We start from the raw sequence: 13,474 nt of genomic DNA, 5'->3' as shown, positions 1-13,474 counted from the left end.
GAGAGGCGGGTGACAGCGGCGGCGTTCGACTACCACGCGCCGGGCTCCATCGACGAGGCGGTCGGCCTCCTCGCCGACCACGGCACCTCTGCTCGCCTGCTCGCTGGCGGACAGAGCCTCGTCCCGGCCATGCTCGCCCGCCACGCCCGCCCCGCCCACGTCATCGACATCAACCGCATCGCCCGCGCCGAGCGCCCCACCGTCCTCGGCGGGCGGGTGCGCATTCCGCCACTGATGCGTCACATCGACTTCGACCCGGTCGCGGTGAGGGGCCCCCTGGGCGAGCTCCTCGCCGAGCTGTCGGGCCACATCTCACACCTGCCGGTGCGCCTGCGTGGAACGTTCTGCGGCGCGCTCGCCAACGCGGACCCGGCGTCGGAATGGGGCCTCGCTGCGGTGGTCCTTGACGCCGAGCTCGTCGCCCGCTCCGCGAAGCGTGGCGCGCGCGTTCTCGCAGCAACGGAGTTCTTCGAGGCCATGTCGGCGACCGTTCTCGCCGACGACGAGATGCTCGTGGAGGTGCAGCTTCCGCTGCTTCCGTCCGGCACGCGACACGGTTTCTGCGAGGTGTGTCCCCGGGCCGGGCACTACGCCGTGGCGATGGCCCTCGTGGTGCTCGACCGCGACATGGACGAGGTGGGCGACGTCCGCATCGGGGTCGGCGCGGTAGAGCCGGTACCGCGTCGCCTGCCGGACGCCGAGGCGCTGCTATCCGGCCGCGCCCCCTCGCGCAAGCTCCTGCGTGAGGTGGCTGACGCGGCGGCGGACCTCGTCGATCCCCACGGTGACGCCTTCGCCGACGCGGCGTGGCGACGCGACCTCACCCGTACGGTCGCGCTCCGGGCGCTGGAACGCTCGCTCCGGTAGGGGCGCGCGTTCGTGACGCCGCGGAGGGGTCATGGTCCGCAGGCTGCAGATGACGATGACCGTGAACGGGACGGCGCGAACGCTCGTGGTTGAACCCCGCGTGACGCTCATCGAAGCCCTGCGCGAGGCATGCGGACTGACAGGGGCCAAGGTCGGCTGCGCGGAGGGCGTGTGCGGCGCGTGCACCGTCCTCGTCGACGCGGAGCCCGTCAGGGCCTGCCTCATGTTCGCGGTGCAGGCGCACGGCCGCGAGGTGCGCACCGTAGAGGGGCTCGCGCCACCGGGCGGCCCGCTCCATCCGCTGCAGGAGTCGTTGCGACGGCACCACGCGGTCCAGTGTGGGCACTGCACCGCGGGCGTGGTGATGCTCGCCGAGGGGACCTTCGTGCGAGCGACGGCACCGGGGACGACGGACATCGGGGCGCTTGCTGCGGGCACGCTGTGCCGCTGCACCGGGTACCGACCGATCCTCGCAGCGCTCGGCGAGGCGGAGGCTCGGCTCTTCGACGAGGCCGAGTGAGGCACGTCGGCGAGCGCCTGCCTCGGCTCGGAACCGAGCCGCTCCTCGCCGGGCACGGACGCACCGTCGGCGACGTGATGCTCGCCCATCAGGTCCACATGCACGTTGTGCGCTCGCCGGTGGCTGCCGGCCTCCTGGAGGCCGTCGACGTGGAGGAGGCGAGCCATGCCCCCGGCGTCGTCGCGGTCCTCACCGGCGCCGACGTCGCAGAGCTCCCCACCATCCCCTTGCGCGCCGACGCCGAGGAGTTGCTCGGCGCACCACGCCAGCCCGTGCTCGCGGGCACGCGGGTGCGCTACATCGGCGAGCCGGTCGCCGCCGTGTTCGCCGAGAGCCTCGCGTCCGCGGAGGACGCGGCCGAGCTCGTCGTCCTCAGCATCACGCCGACTCCGGCGGCCGTCGGATCGCAGCCTGAGGCCCGGCCATACGCGACGCCGGAGCCACCGGCGCCCGTCCAACGCGGCTTCGGCGACCCTGACCGTGCGTTCCGGAACGCCGCGCGGATCGTCGAAGTCACGCTTGGGCTGGCGCGGGACGGCGCGGTTCCCCTCGAGCCGCGCGGCCTCGTCGCGCGTTGGGACGCCGGCCGCGACCTCCTCGAGGTCTGGGGAGCCGGCCGCGGCGCCCATGCCGCGCGCGCGACGCTGGCGGCCGCGCTCGACCTTCCGCTCGCCGCGGTCCGCTGGCACGCAACGGACGTCGGAGGCAGCTTCGGCGCGCGCGGAGCCGTGGCGCCCGAGGACGTCCTCGTCGCCCATGCCGCACGGCTCCTCGAGCGGCCGGTGCGGTGGATCGAGGGGCGACGGGAGAACCTCGAGGCGGCGCCGCGGGGGCGCGGCGTCACGGCACGGGCGCGCGCGGCGGTGAGCGCGGCGGGGGACCTCGTCGGGCTCGACGTCGACGTCGAGGTCGACCAGGGCGCGTACGTCGGTGCGGACGGAACGTCCGTCGGCGTCGTCCTCGACGCGCTGACCGGTCCCTACGCGATGGCTTCGTTCCGTGCGACCGGCCGTGCGCGCCTCACGAACACGCCGCCGGCCGGTCGCATGCGCGGCGCCGGCACGGTCGAGGCGACGTTCGTGCGCGAGCGGATCATGGACGCGGTCGCCGCAGCGCTCGGCGTCGACGGGTTGGCGCTGCGTCGGGACAGCCTCGCTGCGATCACGGAGGCCGAGCACCGGCAACCTTCCGTCGCTCCGCGCTTCGCCGACGAGCCGCCGGCCAGCCCCCTCGCCCTCCTCGACGCCGGCGCGAAGGCGTTCTCGCTGGACCGGTTGCGGCGGCGCGTCGCCGCACGACGCGCCGACGGCGAACTCGTCGGGATGGGGATCGCAATCGCCACCGAGCCAGGACCATGCGACGGCTTCGCCCACGTCAGCCTGGCGCTCGACGCGCGCGGCGGGATCGAGGCGGTGACCGGTGCGAGCGAGGAGGGTCAGGGGACCGCGGCCCTCGTGGCGCAGGTGGCGGCGGACGTCCTCGGCGTCGGCCATGCGAGCGTGCGGGTGCGAACCGGGGAGACCGACAGGACGCCCGCCCCGCGCGGTGGGTGGCACGCCAGCGTCGCCCTCGGCACCGCCGCGCAGTTCGCCGCCGAGGCGCTGCGCGACAAGGTCCTCGCCGCGGCGGGACAGGCGCTCGGCCTGTCGTGCGACCGGCTCACGATCCAGTCCGACCGCGTCAGGGAAGCGGATGGTCACGGTGGCGCCTCGGTCGCGCTCGCCGACCTTGCGGCGATGGTCGAGGCCGCGGCGCGCGACGGCGGCGGCCTCGCGGCGGACGGCTGGCATCGCATGTCCGGCTCGGTCGCGACCGCAGCGCTCATCGCCGCGGTCGTCGAGGTCGACCGCGGCACAGGGCTCGTCGCGGTACGCGGCGTCCACGTGGCGGCAGACGTCGGCACCCCCGTGAACCCAGCGCTGGTCGAGGCGCAGATCGTCGGCGCGGTCGCTCACGGCCTCGGCGGGGCCCTCGGCACCGGCCTCCCCCATGGGCCCTCGGGCGAACCGGTCTGCGTCGGCCTTCGCAGCTACGGCATGCCCACCGCGGCGGACGTGCCAGCCGTCGAGGTCTTCCTCCACGAGGACGATCCGAGCCGCGCGACGCCGCTCGGGCTGCGCGGCGTCGGCCACGTGGGCATCGCCGGCGTCGGCCCGGCGATCGCGGCCGCGGTGGACGACGCGCTCCAATCGCCGGGTTTCGTGACCACGCTGCCGCTGTCGCCGGCGGCGATCCTTCGCGAGGTGCGCAGCCGAAGCCCCGTCGCCGCGCCGGCGTAAGCCGTCACACGAGCCCGAGGAGGTAGGTCGCGGTCGTGCCGGACTGGAGGACGCGGGTCGCCGACACCGGAAGGATCGAGCCGGTCCCGACGTTGGCGAAGGTCACCGTCGAGCCATCCAGCATCCTGACCTCGACGTCGCCCTCGCCGCCGACGTAGAGCGCGCGGGCGGGGACCGGCAGGTCGGAACTGTCGCTCGGCGTGATGGCGAACGCGCCGGCAGCCGGCGCGGTGAGGCCGCGGTTCACGGTCGGGAGGGGGACAGACATCGCGCTCATCCTGTGCTGCGGATCGACGCGCGCGAGCCTATCCGTTCCGCGGGGCCCGGTGATAAGTTCGCCCTCCGCCGCCGGACCCACCGAAGCGGGCCAGCTCGTAGGGGGCTGGATCGGTGAACGGCTCACCGTCGGTCATGCGCTCGGCGAGGAGGCGCCCGGTCGTGGGACCGAGCGTGAAGCCGAGGTGATGATGGCCGAAGTTCGCCCACAGGCCGGGCCGGCCGGGGACCGGGCCCACCGCGGGGAGCATGTCCGGCAGGCAGGGCCGCGCGCCGAGCCAGGCCCGCGGCTCGAGCCGGTCGGCGAGCGGGAACAGGCCACGGGCGACCCCCTCCGCCGCGTCGATCTGGCGGACGGTGGGCGGAGCGTCCCGCGTCGCGAACTCGGCGCCGGTGGTGAGGCGGATGCCGCGCTTGTTGGGCGTCAGCACCAGGCCGTGGTCGTCGTCGACCACGAAGCGGCCGAGCGTCGCGTTGCCCGCCGCGCGGAAGTGCCGGTGGTAGCCGCGCTTAACGCCGAGGGGGACGGAGACGCCGAGCCGTCGCAGGAGGTCGCCCGACCACGGTCCGAGGGCGACGACGACCTCGCGGGCCGCGGCCGTCCCCTGCTCGGTCTCGACGGACCACGACCCGTCGGGCTGCGACAGCGTCGTCGCGTCCCCGCGCACGAGGGTGCCCCCCTCCCCCTCGAACAGGCGGGCGTAGGCGGTGCCCACGTCGCCTGGATCCTCGACGCGGGCGGGCTCCGGCATGTGGATCGCCCCCGCGAGGGCGGGCGAAAGGTGTGGCTCCTCCGCACGCAGCCGATCGGCGTCCCAGGCGTCGAACGCGATGCCGAACTCGTCGCGCACGCGAGCGGCGACGGCGGCCGCCTCCTCGAGGGCGAGAGCGGAGCGGTTGACCCGCAGGTAGCCCCCCTCGCGCAACAGGTGCCGGGCGCCGGCGCGGTCCATCAGCCGTTCGTGCTCGGCCCGCGCACGAGCGATCAGCGGCACGTTGGCGAGCGCGGTCCGGCGCACCGCCTCCGGCGAGGACGCGCGGGCATAGGCGAGGAGCCAGGGCGCGATCGCCGGAAGCGAGGCCCAGCGCAGCCGCGCGTCGATCCGGCGGCCGAGCGCGGCGGAGAGGAGGACGCCGACGTTGCGTGGGAACGTGTAGGGGATCACCGCCTCGCTCTGGATGAGGCCGGAGTTGCCGAAGGACGTCTCGCCGGCGGGCAGTCCACGGTCGACCAGCGTCACGGAGCGACCGCGCTCCAACAGGTGGAGCGCGGTGGAGATCCCCACCATGCCCGCTCCGAGGACGAGGACGTCGCTGCGCATGCTGCCTCTTCGCACGCCGCGGTGCGGCCCGCCAGCCACGTCCGTGCGCCCACCGCAGCGAGGGCAGCAGGAGGGGGGTGCCAGTTCGGCTTCGCGGCGCCACGGGAGGCGAATGCGACGGCCCTCGCGCTGGCTCGCCTTGCCGTGCCAAGGGTGGCGGGACCCGAAGGAGGATCAGTTGCCCACCGCCGACGCCCCGGGCCCCCGCCTCATCGACGGCAAGGCCGCCGCAGCCCGCATCACCGACGAGGTCGCGCGGCGCGCTGCGCGGCTGCCCGTCCGGCCCGGGCTCGCCGTGGTCATCGTCGGCGAGGACCCTGCGAGCGTCGTCTACGTGCGCATGAAGTCGGCGACCGCGGAGGCGCTCGGCTTCCACTCCGTCCAGCACACGCTGCCGGCCGAGACGACCCAGGCCGAGCTCGTGGCGCTCGTCGCCGCGCTCAACGCGGACCCGGCGGTGCACGGCATCCTCGTCCAGCTCCCGCTGCCGGCGCACCTCGACCCGCCGGCGACGATCGCGGCCATCGACCCCGACAAGGACGTCGACGGCCTCACCGTCGCCAACGCGGGACGCCTCGCGGTGGGCGACCCGCGCGCCATCGTCCCGTGCACGCCGCTCGGCTGCCTCGCCCTCATCGAGGCGGAGCGCGGAGCGGACCTGTCCGGCCTCGACGCCGTGGTCGTCGGCCGCTCGCGCCTCGTCGGCCTCCCGATGGCGCTGCTCCTCGCGAAGGCGAACGCCACCGTCACCATCGCCCACAGCCGCACCGCGGATGTCGCCGCGCTCGCCCGCCGCGCCGACATCCTGGTCGCCGCCGCAGGCCGGCCGCGGGTGATCGACGGCGCCGCCATCAAGCCCGGCGCGACGGTGATCGACGTCGGCACGAACCGGGTCGCCGACGCCTCGCGCGCGTCGGGCTCGCGCCTCGTCGGGGACGTCGCGTTCGAGGAAGCGACGGCCGCCTCGGCGATCACACCGGTCCCGGGCGGCGTCGGCCCCATGACCATCGCCATGCTGATGAGGAACACGCTGGAGGCGGCCGAGCGGAGCGTTCAGCCGGCGAGCACGGCCTCCTGAAGCCTCGCTACGAGCGCGTCGCGCCTGGCCTCGAGCCGCTGCAGCGGCGCGCCGATGCCGATGCCGAGGTTCGGGCCGAACACGGCCTCCGGCAGCGGCACGGCGATGACCCCTGCCCCCGGCGTCATCATTCCGTGGGACTGGTAGAACCCGTCGGCCCGCGCGCGCTGGAGCTCTCCGGCGACCCATGCCTCGCTGATCGACGGGGCGCCCTCGGCGCGCTCGGCGTTGTAGCGCGTGACGAGGCGGCGGACCTCGTCGTCCGGACGCCGCGACAGGATCGCGATCCCGATGCCCGTGTGGAAGCTCGTGCGCACGAGCCCCGGGTGAAGCGAGAAGCGCAGGAGCTGCCGCGACTCGATCACCGACAGGTACTGCATGTTGATGCCCACCTGCCGCCCGAGGAGGACCGACTCGCCCGTCGCCTCCGACAGCGCGCGCATCGTCGCGTTGATGCGCTCGGTCGTCCCCCGCGGACCCACCGCCCAGTGCCCGAGGAACGCCAGGCGCACCGACGGCCGATAAGTCCGCGCGACGGGGTCGAAGTCGATGTACCCCATCTGGCGCATCGTCTTGACCAGCATCGAGACGCTCGACTGCGGCAGGTTCAGCGCGGCGACGATCTCCGACACCCTGAGCGGCCGCTGCTCGGCCTCGAACAGCTCGAGGATGTCGAGCACCCGGCCCGCTGACTTGACGGCGCTGTCCACGGCCTTCCCATCACGTCGACGATCATCGTTATCACCGACGTGATCGTGTTCGCCAAGCGCCTGTGGCACCGTCAGCGCCCTCGCGCCGCGATGCGGCGCCCAAAACGACAGGCGAGGACGCATGCACATCCACACTCGACCCCTGTTGGCGGCCTGCGCGCTCGGAGCGGTCGCCGTCGTCGCGACCCCTGCAGGCGCTGCGACCGAGCTCACCTTCACGACCTCAGGGACGCCGACGTCACCAGCCTCGCTCGTGCTCGAGGATTGGGCGGACACGATCGCCGAAAGGACCGACGGCGAGGTCACCGTGGAGTTCTACTATCAACAGTCGCTCTCCAAGCTCGCGGACAACCTCGAGGCGGTGTCGAGCGGTCTCGCGGACATCGGCATCATCGTGCCGGCCTACTCCAAGCAGGACCTGCCGCTGACCTACCTTTCGTCAACGTCCTACGCCTCCGGCGACCCCTACGCGGTGGCGACGGCGTGGATGGAGACGCGCGAGGCGTTCCCGGCGATCCAGGAGGAGGAAGAGGAGGCGGGGCTGAAGTTCCTCGCGGTCAACTCCATCGGGCCGACGCTGTTCGTCGGCGACAGGTTCTACACCTCGCCGGAGGACTTCGCCGGCGCGACCATGCGCCTGTCGAGCCACTACAGCCGCGCGGCGCAGCAGTTTGGCTGGGACGTGAGCCCCGCGCGCATCCGCTCGCCGGAGACCTACACCGCGCTTGAGAAGGGCACGATCACGGGGTCGACGACCTACGCGAACCAGATCTACCCGTTCAAGCTCAACGAGGTCGCCGACCACGTCACCACGCTAAACCTCGGCCAGCACGCCAACATGATCTACGCCAGCCTCGACACCTGGGAGAGCCTCTCCGAGGAGCACCGTCAGGCCATCGAGGAGACGCTGCCACAGCTCACCGAGGACCTCGCAAAGGCGGAGATCCAGTACGCCGAGGAGACGCTCGGCAAGATCGAGGCGGACCCGACCTACCCGGTGAAGGTCATGCGGCTCGAGGGCGAGGAGCGGGACGCCTGGGCCGACGCGCTGCGGGGATCCTACGAGGCAAACGTCGAGGAGGCGTCCGCGATCAACCCCACCGCGGCGGAGATCGCCGAGCGCTACATGGCGGAGATCGACGACGCGGCGGGCGAGGTGGAGGCCTCCGGCTACCCCTGGTCCCAGTGAGCGGCCGCACGGACGCGCACACGAGCGGCCGCGAGCGCCGCTCGTCATCGCCATGCTGACGATCCTCGTCGCCCTAGGGACGCTGAGCGACGCCCCGCCCTACTGGAGCGTCCACCATCACGCCATCGCGCTCGGCGTCGGCGTGGTGCTGGACGTCCTCCTCGTGTTCTGCGTCGCCGTCACGGTCGTCGCGGCCGGGTGGGCGAGCGGCAGGCCCTGGGCGCTCGACGCGCTGCAACGGCTGGCGGGGCTCCTGGCCCGCCTCGACGGCGTCGTCATCGCGCTCGCGTGCGTCTTCCTCACGCTGCTCGTCGCCATCACCTTCCTGTCGGTGGTCGGCCGCAACGTGTGGGTGCCCATCCCCGACGACATCACGTTGGCCGAGTGGGCGATGGTCGGCCTCGTCATGGTGATGCTCGGCACCACGCAGGGGCGCGGCGAGCACATCGAGGTGACCGCGCTGTCCGAGGTCCTGCCACTGCGCGTCGACCGGGCGCTGCGGCTCCTCGGCGCGCTCCTGGGCGTCGGCTTCATCGGGCTCTTCACGTTCGTGAACTACCCCGAGGTGGCGGACGCGTTCCTGGAGGAGACCTACGGCTCGATCTACGCGCTGCCGCGCTGGCCGCCGCGGCTCGTCTTCTTCCTCGGCATCGCGGTGTGGCTCGCGCGGATCTACGCCCAGGCCGCCGTCCTGATGGCGGACGCCATCCGCCCGCTGCCCCTCGTCGCGGAGCGGCGCGCGCTCGACCTCGCTCCGCTGCTGCCCGCCGACGCCGGCGGCGCCAAGGAGGAGACGTCCGAACGCGCGAGCGCGCTGCCGCGCGAAAGGGTCGGCGATGGAGCGTGAGCTCGTCGGCGTCCTCGGCGTCGCTGCGATGATCGTCCTCATGTTCCTGCGCATCCCGGTCGCGGTCGCGCTCCTCGCCGTCGGCTGGATCGGCGTGGCGGTGCTGCGCTCGGACCGTGCGGCGGACGCCGTGCTGAAGTCCGACCCATTCTCGATGGTGCTCAACTTCGACCTGACGACCATCCCGAGCTTCATGCTGATGGGCTACATCACCTACGCCGCGGGCTTCACGCGCGAGCTCTACGACACGGCACGGATCTGGTTCGCGCGCACGGCGGGCGGGCTTGCCGCGGCCTCCACGCTGGGCTGCGCGGCGTTCGCGGCGGTGTCGGGCTCGAGCCTCGCGACGGCCGCGGCGATGGGCAAGATCGCGGTCCCCGAGATGCTGCGCCGGGGCTACGACAAGGGGCTCGCGACGGGCGTCGTCGCCGCGTCGGGCACGCTCGGCTCGCTGATCCCGCCGTCGGTGCTGATGATCCTCTACGCGGTGTTCACCGAACAGTCGATCGCGGTGCTCTTCATCGCCGGCATCGTGCCCGGCGTCCTGTCGGCGGGCATCTACATCGCGATGGTGCTGACGCGGGCGCGGCTCGACCCGTCCCTCGCCCCCGGCATGGCGGAGCCCACCTCGTGGGGCGAAAAGCTCAGTTCGCTCAAGGGGACGTGGGCGATCCTCATCCTCTTCGTCCTCGTCATGGGCGGCATCATGGCGGGCTTCTTCACCGCCATGGAGGCGGGCGCCATCGGCGCTGCCGGCGCCTTCCTCATCGCCCTCCTCGCCGGTCGGCTCACGTTGGAACGGCTGCGCTCGGCGTTCCTCGACACGCTGCGCCAGACCGCCTCGATCTTCGCCATCATCTTCGGCGCGCTCGTGTTCACGCGCTTCATGGCGTTGTCCGGGCTCGGCCAATACCTTGCCGAGCTCGCGGCCTCGGTGTCGGACCATGCCACTCCGGTGATCCTTGCGCTGTCGGTGATCTACATCATCCTCGGCACCTTCATGGGGCCCATCGAGATCATGCTGATCACGTTGCCCATCATCACCCCGGTGATGGACGGCTACGGGGTGTCGCTCGTCTGGTTCGGCATCATCATGATCAAGTACCTGGAGATCGGGCTGATCACGCCGCCGCTCGGGTTCAACGTGTTCGTCATCTCCTCGGTGGTGGGACGGGAGGTGCCCATCACGACGATCTTCCGCGGCGTCCTCTGGTTCCTCGCCATGGACGTCCTCACCCTCGGCCTCCTCATTGCGTTCCCAGCGATCACGCTGTTCCTTCCCGACGCCTACGTCGCCTGGACCTCGTACCTGAGGACCGAGGACATCGGCGCGCTGGAGGCCGTCGGCCGCTGGCTATCGGGCGGCTGACGGGGGAGACCGATGGCACAGGCGACGGCCGGCATCCGCGACCACGCCGGATGGCAGATCGCGGCGGCGGCGTTCTGCGGGCAGACGCTCGCCTCGCTCGGCTTCCTATCGGTGCCGCTGTTCGCGCCGAGCCTCGCCGCACTGAACGGCCTCGACGAGCGCGACTTCGGCTTCTCCGGCAGCTTCTGCTTCCTCGCAGTGGCGTTGGCGAGCCCCGCCGCGGGGCACCTCGTCCGCCGCTGCGGCGCGGTGCCGATGATGACGGGTGCCCTCGTCATGATGGCGACGTCCTTCCTCCTCATCCTGTTCGGCACGTGGACCGCGACGATGGCGGCAAGCTTCGGCTTCGGCCTGGCCTACGGCGTTTATGGGGCGGGGACGGCGACGGTGGTGGCGACGCGCACGCCGCTGGCACGGCGCGGGCTCTACATGGCGGTGCGCCAGTCCGGCGTGTCCTTCGCGGGCGTCCTCGCAGGCCGCATCCTGCCGCCGCTGATCCTTGCGACCGCGTGGTGGGTGGGCGTCATCTCCGTGAGCGCGTTCATGCTCGCCGCGGCCGTCCTCACGCTGATGTTCGCCTCGCTGTTCACGATCCCGGCCGGGCAGACGGGCGCAGCGCCGCCGGAGCCATCCGCACGACGCAACCTCGTCGCGCGGTTCGTCGACGGCTACCGGCTGCCGATGCCGCTTCAGGCGTTCGCGTTCACCGCGGTGGGCTTCGCCATCGCGCACATCGGATTGTCGAGCTTTGCCTACTTCTACCTTCTGGAGCGGCTCGGCTACGGCGAGGTCGCCGCCGGTGCGTTCCTAGCCAACGTGCTTCTCGCCGCAGCCATCGGGCGGCCGCTGGTGGGCTGGATCGTCGACATGACAGGCTCGCCGCTCATCGTGCTCGCGGGCATCGCGCTTCTCGGCGCCGCCTCGTTCGTCGCGCTGCTTGCCCTGTCGGCGGACACCGCGCCTTGGGTCGTGGTCCTCGTCTCGATCGTCGCCGGGGTCTCTGCGAACACGTGGTCGCCCGTGTTCATGACGGCCATCGCGAATGCCGCGCCGGAGGGACGGGTCGGCGACTACAACGGCCGCGGCTTCTCCTACGCCGCGCTCGGCTGGACCGTCGCCGCACCCGTGGTGTGGTCGCTCATCGAGCTGTCCGGCGGGTACCGGCTGCCCTTCACGCTCCTCCTCATCACCGAGCTCGCCATCGCGGCGTTCCTGATCGCGCTCGCCCCGCGGCTCGAGCAGCGCCGGGCGACGGACAGGCCGCCGGACGCTGATCCGTCGCTCTGAGCACCGGCTAGAACATGTGCTCGCCGCCGTTGAGGTGGAGCGCCTGGCCGTTCACGAACGAGCCGGTGGTGCACAGGTAGAGGCAGGCATAGGCGATGTCGTCCACGTGGCCCCAGCGGCGCGCGGGGATGCGCGCGATCACGTCCTCCCTCACCGTGTTCGGGTACTGCGACCAGTCCCGCTCGGTGTCGATGGCGCCGGGCACCACCGTGTTCGCGGTGATGCCGGAGGGGCCGAGCTCCTTGCCGATCGCCTTCGACAGGCCGTGCATGCCGGACTTCGCGGCGATGTTGTACGCGCGGTTGACGAGGTGGCCGGTGAACCCGTCGTAGCCCGAGATGTGGATGACGCGGCCCCAGCCCCGTGCCTTCATGAGGGGCACGACGCGGTGGGCGAGGTAGAAGCACGACGACAGGTTCGTGCGGATCGCCCAGTCCCAGTCCTCGACGGTGATCGTCTCGAACGGCTTGTGCAGGCGCCGACCGACGTTGGAGACGGCGATGTCGACGGTGCCGAAGCGCTCGGCGACCTCGTCCACCATGCGGCCCACGGCGGCCGGGTCGGACACGTCGGCCATGACGGCCACCGCGGTGCCACCGGCGGCCTCGATGTCGGCGACCGTCCGGTCGACCTTCTCGCGGCTCGTCGCGCCGTTGACACCGACCGCGGCGCCGGCCTCGGCGAGGCGAAGCGCGATGGCGCGGCCGATGTTCTGGCCGGAGCCGGTGACGATGGCGACGCGCCCGTCGAGCCGCGTCGGGTGCAGCTCCGACGAGCGTTCCGCGACGTGTGCCATCACATGCCGATCATGTCGGCCCGGTCGACGACGTTCCGCACGATGCGCACCGAGGCGATGTCGATCATCTTGCCCTCGTACTGCACGGCTCCCTCGCCGCGGGCGAGCGCCTCGTCGTAGGCCGCCATCATCGCGCGGGCACGGTCGACCTCCTCCTGGCGCGGAGAGAAGACGTCCTGCGCCGTCTCCACCTGCGAGGGGTGGATCGCCCACTTGCCCACCATGCCCAGCGTCATCGCGCGGCGGCACTCTTCGCGGTAGCCCTCCGGATCGCGGAAGTTCGCATAGGGACCGTCGACCGCGTCGAGCTTGTGGGCGCGGGCGGCGATGGTGAGCTTCTGGCGCTGGTAGTGCCAGATGTCGCCGGGGTAGCCCTCGTTGCCGCCGACGTCCTTGATGGAGACGCCCTGGCTCGCCGAGTAGTCGCCCATCCCGAAGATCAGCGCCTCCAAGCGAGGCGACGCAGCGGCGATCTCCTCCACGCGCATCATCGCCTCCACCTCCTCGATGAGGACCTCGAGGCCGATGCGCGTCGTGCGCTTGTGCTTCTTCTCGATCATGGCGAGGAGCTTGTCGACGAAGGCGATGTCGTCCGCGCCCATCGCCTTGGGCAGGACGACGACGTCGAGCCGGTCGCCGGCGCCCTCCACCACCTCGATGATGTCCTCGTGGGCGTACTCGGTGGTGAGGTCGTTGACGCGCACCGCGAGCGTCTTCGCCCGCCAGTCGTGGGAGCGCAGCGCCTCGACGATCTTGCCCCGCGCCTCGCGCTTGGCGGAGGGCGCGACGGCGTCCTCGAGGTCGAGGAAGACGTAGTCCACGTCGAGCGAGGCGGCCTTCGCCATCATCTTCTCGCTCGATCCGGGGACGGAGAGCTCGCAGCGCCTCAGGCGCTTGGGGCGATCGACCATGACGTCTCCTTCGTTCGGACCGG

Annotated in this window: 13 protein-coding genes; 8 read left to right on the top strand and 5 right to left on the bottom strand. The window is 72.3% G+C overall.

Annotated features, from left to right (window positions below; all coding sequences use genetic code 11):
* Positions 1–9: 9 nt before the first annotated feature.
* From ACOOE8_RS17425 to ACOOE8_RS17415, 3 genes are read left to right on the top strand one after another with little or no spacing between them, the layout of a single operon-like run.
* Positions 10–867, top strand: a complete 858-nt coding sequence (locus ACOOE8_RS17425) for an FAD binding domain-containing protein (protein WP_420392669.1) — start codon at positions 10–12, stop codon at positions 865–867.
* Positions 868–898: 31 nt separating this feature from the next.
* Positions 899–1,387, top strand: coding sequence for a (2Fe-2S)-binding protein (locus ACOOE8_RS17420; RefSeq protein ID WP_420392668.1), 489 nt, complete (start codon positions 899–901; stop codon positions 1,385–1,387).
* Positions 1,384–3,666, top strand: a complete 2,283-nt coding sequence (locus tag ACOOE8_RS17415) for a xanthine dehydrogenase family protein molybdopterin-binding subunit (RefSeq protein ID WP_420392667.1) — start codon at positions 1,384–1,386, stop codon at positions 3,664–3,666. The genes ACOOE8_RS17420 and ACOOE8_RS17415 overlap by 4 nt, the downstream gene beginning before the upstream one ends.
* A 4-nt stretch (positions 3,667–3,670) precedes the next feature.
* Here ACOOE8_RS17415 and ACOOE8_RS17410 read toward each other — a convergent pair whose 3' ends face one another.
* The gene (locus ACOOE8_RS17410) at positions 3,671–3,934 is read right to left on the bottom strand and encodes a spike base protein, RCAP_Rcc01079 family (protein WP_420392666.1); all 264 of its coding nucleotides are present in this window, start codon (positions 3,932–3,934) and stop codon (positions 3,671–3,673) included.
* A 37-nt stretch (positions 3,935–3,971) separates the two neighbouring features.
* Entirely contained in the window at positions 3,972–5,264 is a 1,293-nt protein-coding gene (locus ACOOE8_RS17405) for an NAD(P)/FAD-dependent oxidoreductase (RefSeq protein ID WP_420392665.1), read from the bottom strand.
* A gap of 178 nt (positions 5,265–5,442) precedes the next feature.
* Here ACOOE8_RS17405 and ACOOE8_RS17400 point away from each other — a divergent pair, with 178 nt between their 5' ends.
* A complete protein-coding gene (locus ACOOE8_RS17400; protein WP_420392664.1) occupies positions 5,443–6,342 on the top strand; it encodes a bifunctional 5,10-methylenetetrahydrofolate dehydrogenase/5,10-methenyltetrahydrofolate cyclohydrolase in 900 nt (299 codons plus the stop codon).
* Here ACOOE8_RS17400 and ACOOE8_RS17395 read toward each other — a convergent pair.
* Positions 6,318–7,052 carry an IclR family transcriptional regulator gene (locus ACOOE8_RS17395; RefSeq protein ID WP_420392663.1) on the bottom strand — a complete coding sequence of 245 codons (735 nt, stop codon included), beginning with the start codon at positions 7,050–7,052 and terminating at the stop codon, positions 6,318–6,320. The genes ACOOE8_RS17400 and ACOOE8_RS17395 overlap by 25 nt on opposite strands.
* A gap of 121 nt (positions 7,053–7,173) precedes the next feature.
* Between ACOOE8_RS17395 and dctP the strand changes: the two genes are divergently transcribed.
* The 4 genes from dctP to ACOOE8_RS17375 are packed head-to-tail and all read left to right on the top strand — an operon-like array spanning position 7,174 to position 11,744.
* Complete coding sequence (gene dctP / locus ACOOE8_RS17390) at positions 7,174–8,241, top strand: TRAP transporter substrate-binding protein DctP (RefSeq protein WP_420392662.1); 1,068 nt, start codon at positions 7,174–7,176, stop codon at positions 8,239–8,241.
* A 52-nt stretch (positions 8,242–8,293) separates the two neighbouring features.
* The gene (locus ACOOE8_RS17385; RefSeq protein ID WP_420392661.1) at positions 8,294–9,088 is read left to right on the top strand and encodes a TRAP transporter small permease; all 795 of its coding nucleotides are present in this window, start codon (positions 8,294–8,296) and stop codon (positions 9,086–9,088) included.
* Entirely contained in the window at positions 9,078–10,457 is a 1,380-nt protein-coding gene (locus ACOOE8_RS17380; protein ID WP_420392660.1) for a TRAP transporter large permease, read from the top strand. Before ACOOE8_RS17385 ends, ACOOE8_RS17380 begins: the two co-directional genes overlap by 11 nt.
* Positions 10,458–10,469: 12 nt before the next feature.
* Entirely contained in the window at positions 10,470–11,744 is a 1,275-nt protein-coding gene (locus ACOOE8_RS17375; RefSeq protein ID WP_420392659.1) for an MFS transporter, read from the top strand.
* A gap of 7 nt (positions 11,745–11,751) precedes the next feature.
* On the opposite strand, the gene ACOOE8_RS17370 is transcribed toward ACOOE8_RS17375, so the two are convergent.
* Together ACOOE8_RS17370 and ACOOE8_RS17365 are read right to left on the bottom strand one after the other, a co-directional pair.
* The gene (locus tag ACOOE8_RS17370) at positions 11,752–12,540 is read right to left on the bottom strand and encodes an SDR family NAD(P)-dependent oxidoreductase (protein ID WP_420392658.1); all 789 of its coding nucleotides are present in this window, start codon (positions 12,538–12,540) and stop codon (positions 11,752–11,754) included.
* Positions 12,540–13,451, bottom strand: coding sequence for an HpcH/HpaI aldolase/citrate lyase family protein (locus ACOOE8_RS17365; RefSeq protein WP_420392657.1), 912 nt, complete (start codon positions 13,449–13,451; stop codon positions 12,540–12,542). Before ACOOE8_RS17365 ends, ACOOE8_RS17370 begins: the two co-directional genes overlap by 1 nt.
* Positions 13,452–13,474 lie beyond the last annotated feature (23 nt).

This window comes from Acuticoccus sp. (genome assembly GCF_965213555.1).
Lineage (GTDB): Bacteria > Pseudomonadota > Alphaproteobacteria > Rhizobiales > Amorphaceae > Acuticoccus.
This window is presented reverse-complemented; position numbering and strand designations above follow the sequence as displayed.

Coding starts and splice junctions, on each gene's coding strand:
- ACOOE8_RS17420 (WP_420392668.1), top strand. CDS start 899: ATGGTCCGCAGGCTGCAGATGACGATGACCGTGAACGGGACGGCGCGA.
- ACOOE8_RS17410 (WP_420392666.1), bottom strand. CDS start 3,934: ATGTCTGTCCCCCTCCCGACCGTGAACCGCGGCCTCACCGCGCCGGCT.
- ACOOE8_RS17405 (WP_420392665.1), bottom strand. CDS start 5,264: ATGCGCAGCGACGTCCTCGTCCTCGGAGCGGGCATGGTGGGGATCTCC.
- dctP (WP_420392662.1), top strand. CDS start 7,174: ATGCACATCCACACTCGACCCCTGTTGGCGGCCTGCGCGCTCGGAGCG.
- ACOOE8_RS17385 (WP_420392661.1), top strand. CDS start 8,294: ATGCTGACGATCCTCGTCGCCCTAGGGACGCTGAGCGACGCCCCGCCC.
- ACOOE8_RS17380 (WP_420392660.1), top strand. CDS start 9,078: ATGGAGCGTGAGCTCGTCGGCGTCCTCGGCGTCGCTGCGATGATCGTC.
- ACOOE8_RS17375 (WP_420392659.1), top strand. CDS start 10,470: ATGGCACAGGCGACGGCCGGCATCCGCGACCACGCCGGATGGCAGATC.
- ACOOE8_RS17370 (WP_420392658.1), bottom strand. CDS start 12,540: ATGGCACACGTCGCGGAACGCTCGTCGGAGCTGCACCCGACGCGGCTC.
- ACOOE8_RS17365 (WP_420392657.1), bottom strand. CDS start 13,451: ATGGTCGATCGCCCCAAGCGCCTGAGGCGCTGCGAGCTCTCCGTCCCC.